The organism is Marinobacter sp. G5_S1_61_S3, assembly GCF_054968585.1.
Genome location: NZ_JBQKUK010000019.1, coordinates 61,334 through 80,252, shown reverse-complemented (window position 1 = coordinate 80,252; position 18,919 = coordinate 61,334). Strand labels below are relative to the sequence as shown.

The 18,919-nt window shown below is 57.0% G+C and carries 12 protein-coding genes; 8 read left to right on the top strand and 4 right to left on the bottom strand.

Annotation, left to right across the window (positions count from 1 at the left end; all coding sequences use genetic code 11):
* Positions 1-166: 166 nt before the first annotated feature.
* Positions 167-1,759 (top strand): alkyl hydroperoxide reductase subunit F, encoded by a 1,593-nt coding sequence (gene ahpF, locus ACTRWH_RS17755; RefSeq protein ID WP_036211647.1) that lies wholly within the window; start codon positions 167-169, stop codon positions 1,757-1,759.
* A 124-nt stretch (positions 1,760-1,883) separates the two neighbouring features.
* Here ahpF and ACTRWH_RS17750 read toward each other — a convergent pair whose 3' ends face one another.
* Together ACTRWH_RS17750 and ACTRWH_RS17745 are read right to left on the bottom strand one after the other, a co-directional pair.
* A complete protein-coding gene (locus tag ACTRWH_RS17750; protein ID WP_462826693.1) occupies positions 1,884-3,635 on the bottom strand; it encodes an ATP-binding protein in 1,752 nt (583 codons plus the stop codon).
* Between the two features lie 20 nt (positions 3,636-3,655).
* Positions 3,656-4,285, bottom strand: coding sequence for a response regulator (locus ACTRWH_RS17745; RefSeq protein WP_075194613.1), 630 nt, complete (start codon positions 4,283-4,285; stop codon positions 3,656-3,658).
* 259 nt (positions 4,286-4,544) lie between these two features.
* Here ACTRWH_RS17745 and ACTRWH_RS17740 point away from each other — a divergent pair, with 259 nt between their 5' ends.
* The 7 genes from ACTRWH_RS17740 to ACTRWH_RS17710 all read left to right on the top strand — a co-directional run bounded on the left by ACTRWH_RS17740 (position 4,545) and on the right by ACTRWH_RS17710 (position 15,992).
* The gene (locus ACTRWH_RS17740; RefSeq protein WP_127401991.1) at positions 4,545-9,710 is read left to right on the top strand and encodes a hypothetical protein; all 5,166 of its coding nucleotides are present in this window, start codon (positions 4,545-4,547) and stop codon (positions 9,708-9,710) included.
* A 189-nt stretch (positions 9,711-9,899) separates the two neighbouring features.
* Positions 9,900-10,493, top strand: coding sequence for a transcriptional regulator BetI (betI, locus tag ACTRWH_RS17735; RefSeq protein WP_462826692.1), 594 nt, complete (start codon positions 9,900-9,902; stop codon positions 10,491-10,493).
* Positions 10,494-10,524: 31 nt separating this feature from the next.
* Complete coding sequence (gene betB / locus ACTRWH_RS17730) at positions 10,525-11,991, top strand: betaine-aldehyde dehydrogenase (RefSeq protein WP_199480537.1); 1,467 nt, start codon at positions 10,525-10,527, stop codon at positions 11,989-11,991.
* 21 nt (positions 11,992-12,012) lie between these two features.
* The gene (betA, locus tag ACTRWH_RS17725) at positions 12,013-13,698 is read left to right on the top strand and encodes a choline dehydrogenase (protein ID WP_036211638.1); all 1,686 of its coding nucleotides are present in this window, start codon (positions 12,013-12,015) and stop codon (positions 13,696-13,698) included.
* A gap of 226 nt (positions 13,699-13,924) precedes the next feature.
* Positions 13,925-15,142, top strand: a complete 1,218-nt coding sequence (locus ACTRWH_RS17720) for a BCCT family transporter (protein ID WP_126810948.1) — start codon at positions 13,925-13,927, stop codon at positions 15,140-15,142.
* Between the two features lie 40 nt (positions 15,143-15,182).
* Positions 15,183-15,392, top strand: a complete 210-nt coding sequence (locus ACTRWH_RS17715) for a hypothetical protein (RefSeq protein ID WP_041332895.1) — start codon at positions 15,183-15,185, stop codon at positions 15,390-15,392.
* Between the two features lie 45 nt (positions 15,393-15,437).
* Positions 15,438-15,992 (top strand): YgjV family protein, encoded by a 555-nt coding sequence (locus ACTRWH_RS17710; protein WP_036211628.1) that lies wholly within the window; start codon positions 15,438-15,440, stop codon positions 15,990-15,992.
* Here the strand turns inward: ACTRWH_RS17710 and ACTRWH_RS17705 are convergent.
* Positions 15,987-17,021 (bottom strand): histone deacetylase family protein, encoded by a 1,035-nt coding sequence (locus ACTRWH_RS17705; protein WP_462826691.1) that lies wholly within the window; start codon positions 17,019-17,021, stop codon positions 15,987-15,989. The two genes, ACTRWH_RS17710 and ACTRWH_RS17705, sit on opposite strands and share 6 nt — an antisense overlap.
* Positions 17,022-17,051: 30 nt before the next feature.
* Positions 17,052-18,911, bottom strand: coding sequence for a sensor domain-containing diguanylate cyclase (locus ACTRWH_RS17700; RefSeq protein WP_127401985.1), 1,860 nt, complete (start codon positions 18,909-18,911; stop codon positions 17,052-17,054).
* Positions 18,912-18,919 lie beyond the last annotated feature (8 nt).

Sequence of the window (18,919 nt, the reverse complement as noted above, 5' to 3'; positions counted from 1 at the left end):
CTATCCAATTGATTTATCGAGTCGAATAGCAAAGGCCTATCAAATACTTTGGATCAATTAATTTGAGCTGTGGAAGGCCAGTCCGTATCGTTCTCCTATATTCGATTCACGACTCAAACCGAGTTCGCACATTCAGTTTTACGCTATTCAGAGGGGAAAAGAGAGCATGTTGGATGCCAGTATCAAGGAACAGTTGAACGCTTACATGGACAAGCTGCAGCAGCCGATCGAGCTGGTTGCCGCTTATGACGACAGCGAAAAGTCCCAGGAACTGAAGCAGTTGCTGGACGAGCTCGAGCCCATGTCTGACAAGATCAGCCTGCGCACGGAAGAGTCAGAGCAAGTACGTCGCCCGTCATTTGCCATTAATCGTGTTGGCAGCGACATCGGCGTGCGATTCGCCGGCATCCCCATGGGCCATGAATTTACCTCCCTTGTTCTGGCGCTGTTGCAGGTAGGTGGTCATCCGCCCAAGGCCAGCCAGGAAGTGATTGAACAGGTCAAAGACCTGGACGGCGACTTTGAGTTTGAAACCTACTTCTCGCTGTCGTGCCAGAACTGTCCGGACGTGGTCCAGGCGCTGAACCTGATGAGCGTCCTCAATCCAAGGATCAAGCATACGGCGATCGACGGTGCCCTGTTCCAGGATGAAGTGGAGCAGCGTGAAGTCATGGCAGTGCCCAGCGTTTATCTCAATGGCAAGCCGTTTGGCCAGGGCCGCATGACTCTGGAGCAGATTATCGCGAAGGTCGACACTGGTGCAGAGGCTCGTGACGCTGAGAAGCTCCAGCAAAAAGACCCGTTCGAGGTGCTGGTCATTGGAGGTGGCCCGGCGGGTTCTTCAGCCGCTATCTATGCGGCGCGCAAGGGTATCTCTACCGGTATCGCCGCAGAACGCTTCGGTGGCCAGGTGGCGGACACCATGGGCATCGAGAACCTGATCTCTGTGCCCTACACCGAGGGCCCCAAGCTGGTGGCGGCCATGGAGCAGCACGTCAAGGAATATGATGTAGACATCATGAACCTGCAGCGCGCTGAAAAACTGATCCCGGCGGCCCGTAAGGGTGGCTACCACGAAGTGCGTCTGGCCAATGGCGCCTCTTTGAAGAGCCGCACGCTGGTTCTGTCCACCGGCGCTCGCTGGCGCCAGATGGGTGTTCCGGGAGAAGAGGAATACCGCAATAAAGGTGTGGCCTATTGCCCGCACTGCGACGGCCCCTTGTTCAAGGGCAAGCGTGTGGCGGTGATCGGCGGCGGTAACTCCGGCGTGGAAGCGGCCATCGACCTGGCGGGTATTGTTGGCCACGTGACTCTGATTGAGTTCGGCGCTGCCATGCGCGCAGACGATGTGCTGCAGAAGAAACTGCGCAGCCTGAAGAACGTGGAAATCATTACCTCGGGCCAGACCACTGAGATTACCGGCGAGAACGGCAAGGTGAACGGCCTTCAGTATACCGACCGCACAACCGGAGAGAGCCACCATGTATCGTTGGAAGGTGTGTTCGTCCAGATTGGCCTGGTGCCGAACACCGAGTGGCTGAAAGGTGACATCGAGCTGAGCCAGCATGGCGAGATCATTGTCGACGACCGGGGCGAAACCTCCATCCCGGGCGTGTTTGCGGCCGGTGACGCTACCACCGTGCCCTACAAGCAGATCGTGATCTCTATGGGTGAAGGCTCCAAGGCCGCCCTGAGCGCGTTCGACTTCCTGATTCGAAACTCCGTTGATGAGAGCGAGAGTGACGAAGCTGCGGCCTGAAGCTCCGCCTGAAATTCGGCGTGAAAACAGGTTCACACACGGCTGACCCCTAACCAGTTCGTGTTTTTCCGCCCCGTTGTCCGGTTTCCGGATAGCGGGGCTTTTTTATGGGCGTCCCGAAACGTCAGTTGTGAGCGTATAACTGATGTTGAACAAGGCTGCGCAACTCACTGGGATTAATGGGCTTCTGCACCAGCCGGTAACCACTGGATCTGGCCTGCTTCAGTTTATCCGGATCGGTGGTGCCGCTGATAAGCACGCCGGGGATATTGGTGCGAAAATGATCTCTCAACTGGCTAATGATTCCAATGCCGTCGGGTCCTTTAAGCAGGCTCAGGTCGGTCAGGATGAGATCCGGAGCGGTTTGTGATTCGGGCATTTTTTGAAGCATATCAACGAGTGATTCAGCCACAATCACGGTGAGACCCCAGCGGGATAGCAGTGTGTGCATGGCATCCAGAACGCTAGGGTCATCGTCGATGACAAGCACGAGTTTCTGCCTGTCGTGCGCGTGGGGATGGTTGGCATCGTGCTTGACATGATTCTCTGCCTGGGCCTCGCTTCCTAGAGGGCAGCGGATTTCGAATGTGGATCCGTACCCCACCCTGGATCGTAGTGAAAGCGGGAGGCCCAGCAATTCACACAACCTGCGTACGATGGCCAGGCCGAACCCGAGTCCTTTTTCCTGTTCCTGGCCTGCATTGTCCAGTTGCTGAAACTCGATGAACGCCGTTTCCTGCTTATCCGGCGGTATCCCTGAGCCGGTGTCGATCACCTGGATGAGGACGTGGTCTTTGCGTCGTCGGGAGGCAATGAGTACGCCACCGGTGTTGGTGTAGCGCAGAGCGTTTGTTATCAGGTTTCGCAGGATGCGCTCCAGCAGCGCGCGGTCGGAATAAACGACGGTTCTTGGTGAATGCATACGCAGGCTAAGGTGCCTGTTCCTGGCTTCCTCCCGGTATTCGCGCTCTAATCCTTCGAGACACTCTGCAATGTCAAAGTGATAGGGTTCCGGCTGCACGGCGTTGGCGTCCAGTCTCGAAATATCAAGAATGCCGTCAAACTGTTTTCTCAGTATGCCCAGACAGGTATCCAGGCGTCGAAAAATCCGATTGCCTTCCTGTCGGTTGTGTTTTGGCGTATCTCTTAGTGCATCAATGTACAGCGAGATGGCGTGTAATGGCTGGCGCAGATCATGGCTTGCTGTAGCGAGGATTCGCGATTTGGCGAACACAGCCTCCTGTGCCTCTCTGGTCTTGTGTTGCAGCTCACGGGCGAGATCAGCGCTGGAATAATGCAATCGCATTTCCGAGCGAACGGTGGCGTTGAGCTGCTTTGCGATGTTTATCGCCGTCAGCAAGGCCAGCACCATAAGGCACGCGAGTGCAAGGTAAGGCAGGCTGCCGACGAAGGCCAATCTCAGTATTAATGCGATCAGAATGGGGACGCCGTACACATAGTATAGCGGCAGCCAGTGCGTACCGGAGGTAATGGAACCGATGCCAAGCGTCACAGCAACGGTAATCATGAACACCTGGTGAGGAGCAGAATGTTCATCAAAAAACGCAAAAGTCGCAATTACCCAAAGCGAACCCATGAAGGCGGTGCTCAGAAGCAGCCCCACGTGCCACTTGCTGGCGCTCTTGTCTCGTGAGGCGTGTAACTGGTAGTGCCGGGATAACAGGTATTTCGCGTAAATGCCCGCCATTGCAGCCAAAAACCAGCCAATCAAGAGCGTTGCTTCATTGCGGGGCCATAGAACGATCACGACTGTGAGTGGCACGATCGCGGTTACGATCGACCACCTGCGCAGACTTGGAAAATACGGAGAGAGCGACTCAAACGTAATGCGTTCCTCAATGTCCAGTGCAGACATAGCGGCCTGGCTCCTGCGGTTCAGCGTTCGATAAGATCCCGTGTTCTGGCGATATGAACGCAATCGGTGCGGTTGACCGCATTCAGCTCAAGTAGCAGGGAGCCCACATGGGCTTTGACGGTGTGTTCGGTCAGGAAAAGCGCGGTGGCAATCTGGCGATTGGAATAGCCCCTGGCCATCAGTTCCAGAACCTGGCGCTGGCGTCTGGTGATATTGCCGGCGAGCGGCGTCCGTCTTGGTTTCAGGGTATCGATCTGTTTCTGGATGCCGGGTGGAATGTAGGTGTCACCTGACAGTACGCAGGCCAGCGCGGCCAGCATTTTCTGGCTGCTGTAGCTCTTGGGAATAAACCCGAGGATGCCCATTTCCAATGCCGTCTTGATGGTTCGGGCGCATTCCTCGCCGGATACCACGACGACGGGATACCAGATCCCCTGCTCATGCATTCTCTGAATAATCGATAGGCCATTAAGTCCCGGCATCACAAGATCAATCAGTACCAGATCAAATGATTCGTCAGACTCGAGTTGCGCAATGGCCTGCTCGGCACGGCTTGCTTCGGTGATATCAGGCTGGGGATGAATTTTCTGGAGAACGTGCCAGATGCCGTCGATAAAGAGCTGGTGGTCGTCCACGACGAGTATCTTCATAGCAATCGCCTGATCTGGGCCATCGAAACTGAGCAGAAGTGTAGCAAATACGCTGGCAAATACCCCTATTCCGTTGAAATTAGCGCTTATGGCTAATGATTCGTTCGCGCTCCTTACGGATACTTGTTTAGTTACAAATTGTTAACAACAACCATAAACACGAAGGTATCGTTCAGTCTGTTGAGCTTGGTCTGCCGTAATTATGGCTGCATCAGCTCCGAACCATACCAGCGTACGCTGAACGGAACTCGGAGCGATGATGAACACCCCCACTGTGAATAGCGGCAACGGATCAATGCAGGCCGGGTATGCCCGGTCTGGCCCTGTTTTATCCCCTGGAGTCTGGAAGAAACTGTCCCGCCTGACGGTTCTGGCGTTTGTGCTCCTGCTCGGCGCCTGCGGTGGCAGCAGTAGCGATGATGACACAGATTCAGCAAGCCAGATTGAACCGAATGCCGAGGAGCTTCCACCGGTCAGCGACGTCAAATCGCTCAGCCAGCGGTATGTTGAGGTGACGTTTGAACGGGCGGCCTCCGAAGACGCGGCTGAAAACATAAAAAACTACAACGTTGTACTCTCCAACGGAAACTCTGCGCCGGTTGTTGCGGCAAACATGGCGGCAGATGGCAGAACGGTGCTTCTTGAGATTGCCCCCGCCCGGTCAGACCTCCAGTTGGTGCCCAACGGCACCCTGGAGTTCGATCTGGTGGGCGTGGATGATCCGGCAACGGTGTTCACCGGCAACGGCACAAATGAGCCGATCATTGAGTCCGTCGCCTCCCTGAGCGATACGGTGGTCGAGGTGCTGTTCAATGAGCCGGTGTCAGACAATGCGGGCTTTCTGGAAAACTACCGGATTGAAACGCCAGGGGGCGAAACGCTGGAGATTCTGGCGGCCACTATGGGCGCTTCCGGTGATAGCGTGATTCTGACCACCGGGCCGCAGGACGATGTGCCCTACACCGTCACGCTGACCGGCGTTTCTGGCAAGGTGAGCGCTCTACCACTGCTTGCGTCCGCCAGTAACCTGAATTTCTCAGGCCTTTCCCGCAATACGGCAGCGTCCACGGCTCCTGCAGTGACCAGCGCGCGCTCGTCTGGCAATACTGGTGTGGTGATTGACTTCAACAAGCCAATGGGAATAAGCGCCATCAACCCGGCCAACTATGCGATTGGCCAGGAAAACGTTAATCCTGAAGCCAGTGGCCTGACGGTTGTCTCTGCTGAATTCTCCGGCGCTGATCGCAGTGCCGTTGTGCTGACCACCCGTTCCCAGAATTCGCTGACCTACCGGGTGACGGTGGGCAACGTCCGGGATATTAACGGCCAGTCGTTCAGTGTCGCTAATGGCACCCTCGATGTGATTGTCGCCAACAGTACCACCTTTGCCGGCACCGGGCCGGACGCCGGTACGCTGGTTGATACCGACGGCGATGGCCTCTACGACAACGAAGAACAGAGCGGTTATACCGTGATCATTGAGATGGCCAACGGCGACATCGTAGAACGCCAGGTCACCAGTGACCCGGACGTGGCCGACACCGATGGCGACGGTGTCAGTGATGGCGCGGAACTGCAGTACGGCATGAACCCCCGCGCCACCGACACCGATGGCGACGGCCTCGATGATAACCTCGAACTCAACACTATTTTCAGCAACCCGTTTGCGCAGGACTCTGACAACGATGGCTTGCAGGATGGCTTCGAACACTTCGACTTGAAGACATCGCCACTGCTTGCTGATACCGACGGTGACCAACTCTCTGACTATACCGAACTGTTTGAGTTGAACCGGAACCCACTGCTTGCGGACCTGCCCAAACTGCGCATTGATGTGGGGAATGTTCGACTGCAGATTGACGAGCGCTACAGCTACACGGACGAGACCGGCGAAGTGATCTCCCAGGAGTCAAGCTCCAATTCGACGCTGGCGACCAGCGAGAGCACTTCGTTTACAAGTTCAAGCAGTGATACCACGGAGTGGGGCGTCGAGGCGTCACTTCGGGCGGGACTTGGAAGTGGCAATTTCTTCGGCGGGAGTAGCAATAACTTAAGTGGTGGCGCTGAGCTGACGGTTACTGGCGGTTACAGTGCGTCCAGCACGGTGGCCACGGACGACGAGTCGGCGCAGGAAAGCCAGGAAGTTTACGAGAACTCCCTGGTCAAGGGGGCAGAGCTGTCCACTACCAATACGGTAGCGAGGGAAGTCGTCGGGGCCCGGATTGATGTTGATCTGTCGATTCTCAATCTTGGCAACGTTCCTTTTAACGTGAGCGATATTGAAATTACGGTGTTGCAACAAGTCGGTAGTAGGACCAACTTCCTGCCGGTCGCTACGCTGGTGTCGAACTCAGAGCTAATTTCAGGGACGCCACTGAGTGTTAGCCTGGGGGCGTTCAGCACCGAGCGCGGACCATTTTTGTTCGCCAGTCGTGAAGTGTTCCCGAACCTAGTTGAGGACATAATGCGCAAGCCGGACGGCTTGGTCTTTCGAGTGGCCAATTACCGGGTGACCGATGAACTGGGCCGTACCTATACCTTTATCAACCAAGTGGCCCGCGACCGCACCGCCCGTATCGCGCTAGATTTTGGTGATGCAGATTCAGCAACGGATTATCTGGTCGCAACCAGCGGCGTGTTGGATGATGGCGGGGTCTCCGGTGGCGGGTATCTGGGAGGTTATGCCCCAAATGGCGACGCGATCGGTTTGCCGATTGGTTATGTGCTGGAGGCTATCATGGACGTTCCGCGGCACGATACCACGCTTGACCGAATCGTTTCCGGTGTTAATGGTCTTCTTGACACCGATAACCCGACATCGGTGGGCGGCGACGACATCGTCACCCAGTTTAATGGAGAGGCGGTGGTTACTGTTGGTCCGAATGGGTGGTTGGACAGCCGACCTGCAGGCGATGATTTAATCCTCAACCCTGATGTCGCCAGCGGCATTGTTGCAGGTTTGAACAAACGCGCCGACAGTCTGGCTCAGGGGGACGATGTCCAGATTGTGCCCCGAGATACCACCGGTTTAAGTATCGGAACGCTGGTGATCGGTCCAGGGGCCAACGGCAGATTGGACACGGGGCGCTTCGGCGACGATCAAGTTGAGTTTGTGAGTGGCTATGAGACCAGTCGCACTTGTGCAGTTAGCTCCAACAAAGCGGGTGACGTGTGTCGGGTCGCTGCAGACTGTGGGTGCGAGGCAGGCGACTCAGACGTTCGGTGCCTGGTTCCGGTTGTGGAACCGGTCAATGCCTGTAGCGGACCGGAACAACTGGTGCGCATTAACACTATGCGCAATGGTGACTTGAACCGGGGCTGGGTCGTACTGACGGCTGAAAGCCTACCGCCTGCAGCGGATTTCAATGAAATTCTGGTGGAAGCGGGCAACGACCTGTTTCTGGCGTTTCTGCAAGACTTGGACGGGGATGGTCTGTTTGCCCGCAACGAGTTCCTGTCAGGATCCACGGACAGCGGAACGGACAACTACGTCAACGGTTCCTTTGGGGAAGGTTTTGATCCGGATGTGGCCGGAGGGTGCCCGCTGCCGGAGCCTTTCTGCGACGGCATTCCGGATTCCAGGGATACCGACCGGGATGGCCTGGGAGATTTCGCAGAAATCAATGTGGGCTGGAAGGTTGCAGTGGACGGCGGCAACCTGAGGCAAACCTTCTCATCACCGCGCTTTCGGGATACCGATGGCGACGGGTTGCTCGACCCCGTTGAGCAGGACTTGCGTCGTTACTGCGAGGCGAATGACTCCCGAACGGACGCTTTGTGTGCATTTTTACAACGAGACCCTGTGGTCATAGATCAGGCCATTGGCATCATTGCCGGCAGAAATGGTGTAGCAGAGAGCCAGGCGAGCGATACCGATGAGCAGTTGGTGCCGGTGGGGGCCATCGTGGCGTATGGTACGGCGGTGGTTGGTCCTGGTACGGATAACATTCTGACAACCAGCCTGGCGGGCGACGATCTTTACGAATCGATCAACAGCATCCCGCCGGCGACGGACCCGACTCAGCGGGATACCGACCGGGATGCCATTTCGGACTTCATCGAGCTTGAGGGCTTTGATGCTGGACTGGCGATCGTGGATGGTGGCAACGGAATTGCCGATTCGTTAAAGAATGGTGACGATATTCAGCGCGTGTTTTCAGGCAACCCTGTCTATCCGGAAAGTGTTGTTATTCTTCCGGGAAACAATCAGTTGATTGATAGTGTCACCAAAGGTGATGACAGAGTTCGCCCTGCTATTGAGGGCCTGGTCAGTGACCCGTTGCGACGGGATACTGATGCGGATACTTTTGTAGACGGCCTGGAGCTGGCGCTGGGGTCGAACCCGACAGAGTTTGACGGTTCTGACTTCATCGATTCCGATCTCGATGGTCTTTCAGATCGGGAAGAAGACACGCTGGGATGGGTGGTGAGCGTGAACGGAGCCATAGGCCGTCAGGTTAATTCGAGCCCGTCGCTGCCCGATACCGATTTCGACGGCTTGCCGGATGTGATTGAACGGGACCTGCGGACCGACCCCAATAATCAGGATACTGATGGTGACGGACTGTCTGACTACGAGGAAGTGAATGACCTGAGAAAGTATGCCGAGCTTGGGCAGCTCTATCCGGTTCTGGATTTCCCGAGCTCGACCGGGGGCCTGGGAACCAATCCGTTACTTTCCGACAGCGATTCGGATGGCTTGTCGGATAAAGCAGAAACGCAAGAGGGTTTTCTCCTGCTTATCCCTGGTCGCTCGACCGCAAGTACGTTTTACACCAACCCATTGCTGGCTGATACCGATCTTGATGGCGTGAACGATGGTGACGAGGTGAATCGCGGCGGATTGAATCCTGAGCCAACGGATCCGACAGATCCCGATACGGATGATGACAATCGTAATGACGGTCAGGAAAGGGCAGCGAGCAGCAATCCGTTTGTTCCCGATGCAGTGGTCACTCTTCGCTACACTTTCTTATCGTTGAATGCTGCTGGCAGTGACAACGAATGGGATTGGACATTTTATGCCCAGGGAGGCGGCGATCGGTATCCAGGTAGAGTTGTCGTAAACACAAGAGAATTCACCGATAACTCTTCTTTCGTGTTAGTGGAAGCACCGGCCTGCAATTACATTGAAGTCGGGAACCTTGCGACTCTCTACTTTAGCGGCAGTTATGCAGACCAGACGTTTGTGATGCAGGCGGGGGATGCCATTGTGTTAAACGGGACAGTCAGAGAGATCGACGGGAGCGGTGGATTTTGCCCTGCTGGAGCTCCTGTAGAGGTCGATGAGCTAGCTACTTTCGAAAAGGTTCTGACCTTTGAAGACATTGTTGGTAGTGCTGCAGGTCGAAACGGGACTATTACAACGGTTGCATTAACGGGTAGCGCGACGCCGAATGTTGGCTGGCAGGTGCTGGTCGAGTAGCAGTCAGTCCGAAGTCGAGAGCTTCTCAAACTGACTGGCTACAAATTCCGCCCGTTGTCCAGCTTCTGGATAGCGGGCTTTTTTGTGGACGTCTATTCCGTGCACATAGGCCAGGTTGAATGGTTCGATTACTTTCTGTACACTTTATTTTAATTGAACGTTCAATTAATAAAACGGACAGGAAGCGCGATGCCGATTGTTGGCGTGAAAGACACCCGAAAGCAGCAACTGATTGATGCCACCATGGCGTCTATTGCCGAGCTGGGGCTGCAGAACACCACCATCATCTCCATCAGCCGTCGTGCCGGCATGTCGTCCGGCATCATCAGCCACTATTTCGGTGGTAAGCAGGGGCTGATCGAAGCCGCGTTGCGTTATTTGCTGGACCAGTTGGGGAAGGAATTGCGGGAGCGGATGGCCCGCACCGATGGGTCGCCGGAACAACGCCTTCAGTGCATCGTCGAAGCCAATTTTTCCGAGTTCCAGCGCACCGATCTGGCGGCAAAGACCTGGCTCAGCTTCTGGGCCCGCTCCATGCACGAGCCGGGTTTGCAGCGCCTGCAGCAGATCAACAACGCCAGGCTGTACAGTAATCTGCGTTACTCCTTCGCCCAGCGTTTGCCAAAACAGGCCGCCACCGAAGCCGCCCGCCAGCTGGCGTCGATGATCGACGGCTTCTGGTTGCGAAGTGCCCTGAGCACCGATCCCCAGGAAGGCTTCTCGGCGGCGGAAACGCTGTGTAAACGATTTGCGTTGAACGCACTCGAATCCGCCCCTAATTAACCCCGAATTCACACGATCAGGTTTGAACCCCATGACTGAATTGCCCCGTTATCAGAACTTTATCAACGGCCAGCCCATGGCCAATGCCTCCGGTGAAACCTTCCCGGTTGTGAATCCGGCCACGGGCGAAGTGATCTATGAAATGGAAATCGCCGATGAAGCTGTCCAAAAGGCCGCGATAGACAGCGCCCAGGACGGCTTCAAGGTCTGGTCTGCGATGACCGGTGCCCAGCGTGGCCGTATTCTCCAGCGTGCCGTGGCGTTGCTGCGGGAGCGTAATGACGAACTGGCTGCCCTGGAAGTTCAGGACACCGGCAAACCCTGGCAGGAAGCCCAGGTCGTAGACGTGGTAACCGGTGCAGACACCCTGGAGTATTTTGCGGGGCTGGCGCCCTCGGTAGAGGGCAACCAGCAGGACCTTGGCGGGGATTTCTATTACACCCGTCGTGAGCCGCTGGGCGTGTGCGCTGGTATCGGTGCGTGGAACTACCCGCTGCAGATTGCCTGCTGGAAGTCCGCCCCGGCCCTGGCTACCGGCAACAGCATGATCTTCAAGCCCTCGGAGGAAACGCCAATGGGTGCCCTCAAGCTGGCGGAGATCTTTGTCGAAGCCGGCGTACCGGCCGGCGTGTTCAACGTGGTCCAGGGCGCGGGTGATGTCGGTGCCTGGCTGACCCACAGCCCCGATATCGCCAAGGTGTCGTTCACCGGGGAAGTCGGCACTGGCCGGAAGGTAATGACCGCGGCTGCCTCCACCCTGAAAGACGTCACCATGGAACTTGGTGGTAAATCACCGCTGATCGTTTTCGACGATGCAGACATCGATAACGCAGTGTCCGCAGCCATGCTGGGTAACTTCTATACCCAGGGCGAGGTCTGCACCAACGGGACGCGCGTGTTTGTGCATGAAGACATCTATTCGGAGTTCATGGACCGCCTGCTGGAGCGGACACTGAACAATATCCGTATGGGCGATCCCACCGATCCGGACACCAACTTTGGCGCATTGATCTCGCAGAAGCACCAGCAACTGGTGCTGGATTACATCGAGAAAGGCATTGCCGAGGGCGCCACCCTCAGCCACGGCGGTAAGGCCGCGAAGCCAGGCTCCGCGCCCGGCGGTTACTTCGTGGAGCCCACGATTTTCACCGATTGCACCGACGACATGACTATCTGCCGTGAGGAAATCTTCGGGCCGGTGATGTCGGTACTGACCTTCTCCGACGAGGAGGAAGTGATCGACCGGGCCAACAATACCGACACCGGCCTTGCCGCTGGCGTGTTCACCAACGATATCCGTCGCGCCCACCGGGTGATTCACCGCATCCAGGCTGGCATCTGCTGGATCAACAGCTACGGAGCATCGCCTGCGGAAATGCCGGTGGGTGGCTACAAGCTCTCCGGTGTTGGCCGCGAGAACGGCCGAGTCACACTCGACCACTACACCCAACTGAAGGCGGTGTACGTGGGCATGGAGGACATAGACAGCCCTTTTTAAGCGGGTTGTCAGGAGTTGCGTATGAAAGAAGTGAACTACGATTACATCATTGTCGGCGCGGGGTCTGCAGGCTGTGTGCTGGCCAACCGGCTTACCGAGGATGGCCGCCACCGGGTGCTGCTGCTGGAAACCGGCGGCAGCGACAAGAGCATCTTTATCCAGATGCCCACGGCGCTGTCCATCCCCATGAACACCAAAAAATACGCCTGGCAGTTTGAGACCGAGCCGGAACCCTACCTGGATAACCGCCGCATGCACTGCCCCCGGGGCAAGGTGCTGGGCGGCTCTTCCTCCATCAACGGCATGGTATACGTACGTGGCCATGCCCGTGATTTCGACGAGTGGCAGGAGCAGGGCGCCGAGGGCTGGGACTATCGCCACTGCCTGCCCTATTTCAAGAAGGCGGAAACCTGGGCCTTTGGCGCTGATGACTACCGTGGTGACCAGGGCCCGCTGGGCGTGAATAACGGCAACAACATGCAGAACCCGCTCTACAAGGCCTTTGTGGATGCGGGCGTGGATGCCGGTTATTTCGCCACCGACGACTACAACGGCGAGCGCCAGGAAGGTTTCGGCGCCATGCACATGACCGTCAAGAATGGTCGCCGCTGGTCTACTGCTAATGCTTACCTGCGCCCCGCCATGGCGCGGGACAATCTGACCGTGGTCACCCATGCGCTGGTGCACAAGGTGTTGCTGGAAGGCAAACAGGCCACCGGCGTGCGCTACGAGAAAGACGGCAAACTGGTGGACGTTACGGCATCAGAGGAAGTGATCCTGTCCGCGGGGTCTATCGGTTCGCCCCATCTGTTGCAGCTTTCCGGCATTGGCAACCGCGACGTACTGGAGCAGGCTGAGATCCCCGTCAATCACGAACTGGCGGGTGTGGGCGGCAACCTGCAGGATCACCTGGAGTTCTATTTCCAGTTCCGCTGCAAGCAGCCGGTCTCTCTCAATGGCAAGCTCGACTGGTGGAACAAGCTCAAGATCGGTGTTCGCTGGTTACTTAAGAAAGACGGCCTGGGCGCCACCAACCACTTTGAGTCCTGCGGATTTATCCGTTCCAAGGCGGGCGTCGAGTGGCCGGATCTGCAATATCACTTTTTGCCAGCGGCCATGCGCTACGACGGCAAGGAAGCCTTCGATGGCGACGGCTTCCAGCTGCATATCGGCCACAACAAGCCCAAGAGCCGTGGTTCGGTAACTGTGCAGTCAGACGATCCGCGCCAGCCGCCGCGCATCCAGTTCAACTACCTGCAGCACGAGGATGACCGCGAAGGCTTTCGTGATTGCGTGCGCCTGACCCGTGAGATTGTCAGCCAGCCGGCGATGGACGCCTATCGAGGCTCCGAAATCCAGCCCGGCGTTGATGTGCAGAGTGACGAGGAAATAGACGCCTTTGTCCGCCAGGCGGTGGAAAGCGCCTATCACCCGTCCTGCACCTGCAAGATGGGTGTGGATGATCAGGCGGTGGTAGGGCCTGATACGCGGGTTCATGGCCTCACCGGCCTGCGGGTAGTGGACTCGTCCATCTTCCCCACTATTCCCAACGGCAACCTCAATGCTCCCACCATCATGGTGGCGGAGCGTGCCGCTGACCTCATTCGTGGCCTGGCGCCACTGAATCCGTCTGACGCCCCTGTGGCGATGGACGAGCAATGGCGAGATCGCCAGCGCCCCGGAGGGGCCGCGCGCGAGATCGCCTGATACCGTTCCCGGCGGCGCAATGGCCGCCGGTTGTTATGCAAACCATCAGGACTTACCTATCGTCGCTGCGGCGCGATAACCGTGTCGTTCTGAGCGCGCGATAGTTAAGTGTTGACCCGTCAACGCGGGGGTTTGTGTCCGATTCGAATGAACACGTGCTTCAAAGTAGAGGAGGAACACCCATGTTGTCCCATATAATAAGTAACGCCAGAAACTGGAGGTGTGTATGACACTCTGGTTATCCACAGGCCTGATTTTCACTTTCGCGGCTATCGTGCTGATCCTGTTCAAATGGTGGGACCTGAAAGTCATCGGCGTGACGCCGGTACGTACCTTCACGTTTATCGCCATTCTGTTTACCTCGGGCCTGGATGTCGGCTTGATCATGTTTCCGCTGACGGAATTTGCCGGTTACGGCAACCTGACGGAAAGTCCTGAGTACGGCTTCGCTAACCCACTGGCGATTGAGTTCGGGTTCTGGGCCTTTCTGATCTGGGGGTTCTACTTCCTTACCTGCTTCTACTTCTGTGTGATCGAGCCGCGGGTCAAGTTTTTCGACATACCGCTGGTGCGAGTGGTCAACAATGTGGTGATCATCGGCACCTGTGCCTTTACTGCGTTCCTGTTGCTGGTCAACCTGCCCTGGTATCTGCCGGAAATTGGTGACGGCGAAACCGTCGTGCCGACGTTCTACCTGATCGTCTTCGCGGCGATTGCGGCGGCGGTTTATTCCAGCAGTAAAATCAAGTACGTGCGCATACTCAGCCTGGGTTCCAGTTGGCTGTTTATCGCTCTGATTGCGGTAATGTGGGGCCGTGCCTTCCTGACGGGCAACGGCAGTGTCGGCGACTTCTTTGGCACGGCAGGGTTGATTGGTGAGTACTTCACCAACCTGCATCACTTCATGTTGCCGTTGAACGACTACCACGAGTTTTACCTGTTCTGGTGGTTCTCCTGGAGCATCATGATCGGCCAGTTCACTGCGCGCTTTGTCAGTGGCCTGCGCACCTGGCAGTTGATGATCGCGATGCTGGTGTTTCCGTCCATTGCCATCGGTACCTGGTTCTCGGTGCTCTACCATTACCACGCTGAAGGCCTGAACATCGCCAGCTATATCAACATAGCCATGATCACGGTGGGTATCCTGATGGTGATCAACTCACTGGACTCACTGATCCGGCTCTACACAGACAATCTCAACCTGACCGCAAGCCGGCTGGGACAGTGGAAGTATTATTTCGGCAACTTGATTGTGATGTGTGGTTTGACGCTGCTGTTCCAGCTCGACTTCCTGCGCATTCAGTGGGTGGGCGCTCTGGTGATTGCGCTGTACTTCGGCTGCTTCGTGTACATTGTCACGAAACGTCGCGCTGAGGTGATGGGCATTGAAGGTTCGCCCAAAGAGAATACACTCGACTTCAGGAAGATTGAGTTAGCGAGCTAGATAGCATCACACACCATCAGGGGAAACCCGGGAGGGCTTTATGTTTCTCGCCGAGAAATCGACCGGACACATGATTGAGGTGTTGGACACCAAAATGCTGATCGACCCCAACGAATCGACCGTTAAGGGCAGTCTGCATTTTGGCGAAGAAGCCCAGGACCCGGAGTTTTTCGACAAGGCCGGCCTGAATTTCCCCTCCGGGGAATCCCTGCCGCAGTGCTGGACGGACCCGGATTACCGCAGGCGGTGATCCGGGTTAACCGCAGCCATCAAATGCCAGGTCGGGCTGCCCGCGATGTTTGAGGGAATGAGCCTGACAGAGATGGCGGGCCAGGCGGTCAGCCTGATTGCACTGGGCTTCTGCATTGTCGGCTTTGCCAGCAAGCGGGATGACCGTTTGATGGTGCTGCTGATCTCCGCGAATGTGGCCTTTGCCCTTCAGTTTGCCCTGTTCGGCAGTTGGACGGCGGCGGTGCTGAGTTTGCTGGTGATCGGCCGTATCGTGCTGGCCAGGCGATACCTGGGCAACTGGAAAGTCATGCTGGCGGTGCTCGCGGTAAACCTGCTGGCAGCGGCTCTGACCTGGCGGACGCCCGTCGATTTCTTTGCCATTGGCGCGGCCATGTTCGGCACCGTCGGCATGTTTATGCTGCGCGGCATTCCCATGCGGCTGACGCTGGCCGCTGCTGCGATCTGCTGGATGTTGAACAACCTGCTAATTGGCTCTGTCGGCGGCACGCTGGCAGAGGGTATGGTGGTGGTGACCAATTTCATCACCATCTTCCGCCTGGCGAGAATGAAGCGCCGTTATCCGGAGGCCTTCGCCAAACTGAACGAGCCGGACTCATAGCCGGCCGCGTTCAAAACCCTTCAGTACGTTCACCACATTTACGCCGATGGCGTCCACGTCGTAGCCGCCTTCCATGGTGAACAGGGTAGGTAGATTCAGTTTCGACAGCCGCTCCCCCATCAGCAGGTAGTCCGCAGACGTCAGCTTGAAGAAGGAAATCGGATCGTCCTCGAAGGTGTCTACTCCCAGAGCGATCACCAGTGCTTCGGGCTGGTATTCCGTAATGCGCTGGCAAGCGGTTTCCAGCCCTTCGCGCCAGACCTCGAAGGGCGTGCCGGGTGGATACACCAGGTTCTGGTTATAGCCGTTGCCGTCGCCTTCGCCGGTTTCATCCTCAAACCCCAGGAAGTGAGGGAACACCAGGTCCGGGTCGCCGTGCAGACTGATGGTCAGCACGTCGCTGCGCTGGTAAAAAATGGCCTGGGTACCGTTGCCATGATGGAAGTCGACATCCAGTATCGCCACGCGTTTGGCGCCCTGGTCCCGAAATGCCTGGGCGGAAATAGCCGCGTTATTGAAAAAGCAGTAGCCTCCGAGCAGATCGGCATGGGCGTGATGCCCAGGTGGGCGGCATAGTGCAAACGCGGCAGGCTCCCCGTTGGCCACCAGTGCCTGAGCGGTCAGTGCGACGTTTGCCGAGGCGCAGGCGGCGTCCCAGGTACCCTCGGTGATCGAGGTCTCGGCGGCAAAGCTGTAGTAACCCAGGCGGCCGTCGATGTCTTTTGGCACCCTTTCCCGCATCCCCCGGCCCGGCCAGACGGCGGGAATGGCCTCGCCGGGTTTATCCTCGGCTTCCCAATCCTTCCAGCAGGTCTGGAGGAAGTTGACGTAATCCGGGGTGTGCACGCGCAGAATCGGTTCCAGGCCGAAGTCGTCCGGTGGAAGAACGTCTCCCAGTTGTTCCTGCTTGACCCGGCCCAGTATGGTCTCCGCCCGGGACGGTTTCTCGTGGGGGGCGATCAATACGCCGCCGTCCAGCTCGGTCGTGGCGGTACGGCGATTGTGCAGCGGGGAAAAAACGGTTTTCATGGAAAACGATTCCGTTCTGGTTGTGGAAAGTCAGTCGTTGGCGGTTTTCTGGATACTGGAATAGAGGCAAACCCGGTTTCGTCCGCCAGCTTTGGCCTGATACAGAGCCCGGTCTGCGTAGAGCAGCAGGGTATCCAGATTATCCGACTTGTCTGGCCAGAAGGTGGCGACGCCGGCGCTGATGGCCAAAGTAAGGTGCCCACTCTCCAGCGGAAGCGGGTTGTTCTCGATGAAGCTTCTCAGGCGTTCGGCGACCTCTTCCGCGCCCGGTTCGTCGGTGTTCTCCAGAAGCACGGCAAATTCCTCTCCGCCCACACGGGCAACAATGTCGATATCCCTCAAGGCTTCCGTTGCCAGCTTGCTGAGATGGACCAGCGCCTTATCACCGACGCCGTGGCCATGGGTGTCGTTCACTTTTTTAAAGTGATCCGCATCGAACATAATGGCCGACAAAGGCGCCCCTGATCGAACTGCTTTTTTAACCGCTGTCCGACCCAGTTCGAAATAGTGTCTCCGGTTTTTCAGGCCGGTGAGTGCGTCGGTGCGCACGGTTTCCTCCAATTGGCGGATCAGTGTTTCTCGCTCCCTGCGCATGGCGTCCCGCTGGATGATTTCATCCTCCAGCAGGGTGTTGGTGTTCTCCAGTTCCCGTGTTCGTTCCTCGACACGGTATTCCAGGGTTCTATTGAGCTCGTTCATTGCCCGGGTTTTCTCAGTCAGGTTCAGGATCAGGTTTCTGAGAGTGGACGATAGGGTTTTTACCTCCTCGTAGTCGTCTCTCTGCTTAATCAGAGTGGAGGGCTGATCCGGGTCCAGGTTTCGGGCTTCCTCGGTCATCTTGATTAAGGGCCGAGTGGTCCAGCGTGCGGCCAGGGATGCAAACAGGATCAGCAAGAGCGAGACAACAAAACCTGTGGCAATCAACGTATGGCGAAGGTTGTTGGCCGGGGCAAAAGCTTCTTCAGCGGGCTGTCGTACCAGCACTCGCCAGTTGAAGCTGGCGTATTCCTCACGATCACGCAGGCGGCTGAAGCCAATCAGATATTCTGTCTGTTCATCTGAAGCTCCGGCGGTCATCGAGTCCGTTACATAGCCGGAAGGGTTGCGGCTCGCCGCATCCGCCAGTGAATCCGGAATGGCCTGACCAATGCTGTCTGTTGGCCCGATCAGGATGGTGCCTTTGTGATCGGCCACGACGAGTTCTGCCTGCAGGCGCTCTTGCAGTGGGGCCAGCAAGGACTGGCCAATGGACGCCACCCAGTCCAGGTAGAGGTGTGCACCAAGAACGCCCATGAGCTCGCCGTTGTCCCGATACAGTGGTACAGCAACATCCACAAACCGAAGGGGAACAGAGGACGGGTTATCGAGTTTGGACTCCAGCAACACCGCGAGGTGAGCGTCTCCGAGAAAGGGCCCTTTGGAGGCTTCACGGAACCAGGGGCGCTCAGACACATTGGCGCCCTGAAGCAGGTTGTCCGTGCTCGTGATGACGGTACCTTCGGGTGATACCAGGCCGATCCAGGCATAGCTTGGGAAGGCGTCCTGAAGTGCATTGAGGAGAGTCGGTACGCTGACGGACTGGTCGTCCTCAATGGACTGACTGGCAATAGCGGCTGCGATGCTCAGGTCGCTGTAGCGCTCGTGGAGATCAATTTCGATCTTGTCCCTCAACTGCACCGCCACTTCCTGGAGGTTTTGGCTGGTGGACTTGCGTAGTTCTTCAACAGCCAGATTGGAAGCCAACCAGGTGCCAATGGCGGTGGTGACGAGTATCAACCCACCGAATAGAAGAATCAGTCGGCTTTTGAGGGTGTTGAATGGCTTGATGGCAATGGCCCCATTGGTGCTTGTTATTCGTCCCAGTCGTTGACGCTGGCGCTCCCTGGCCACTATCTGAC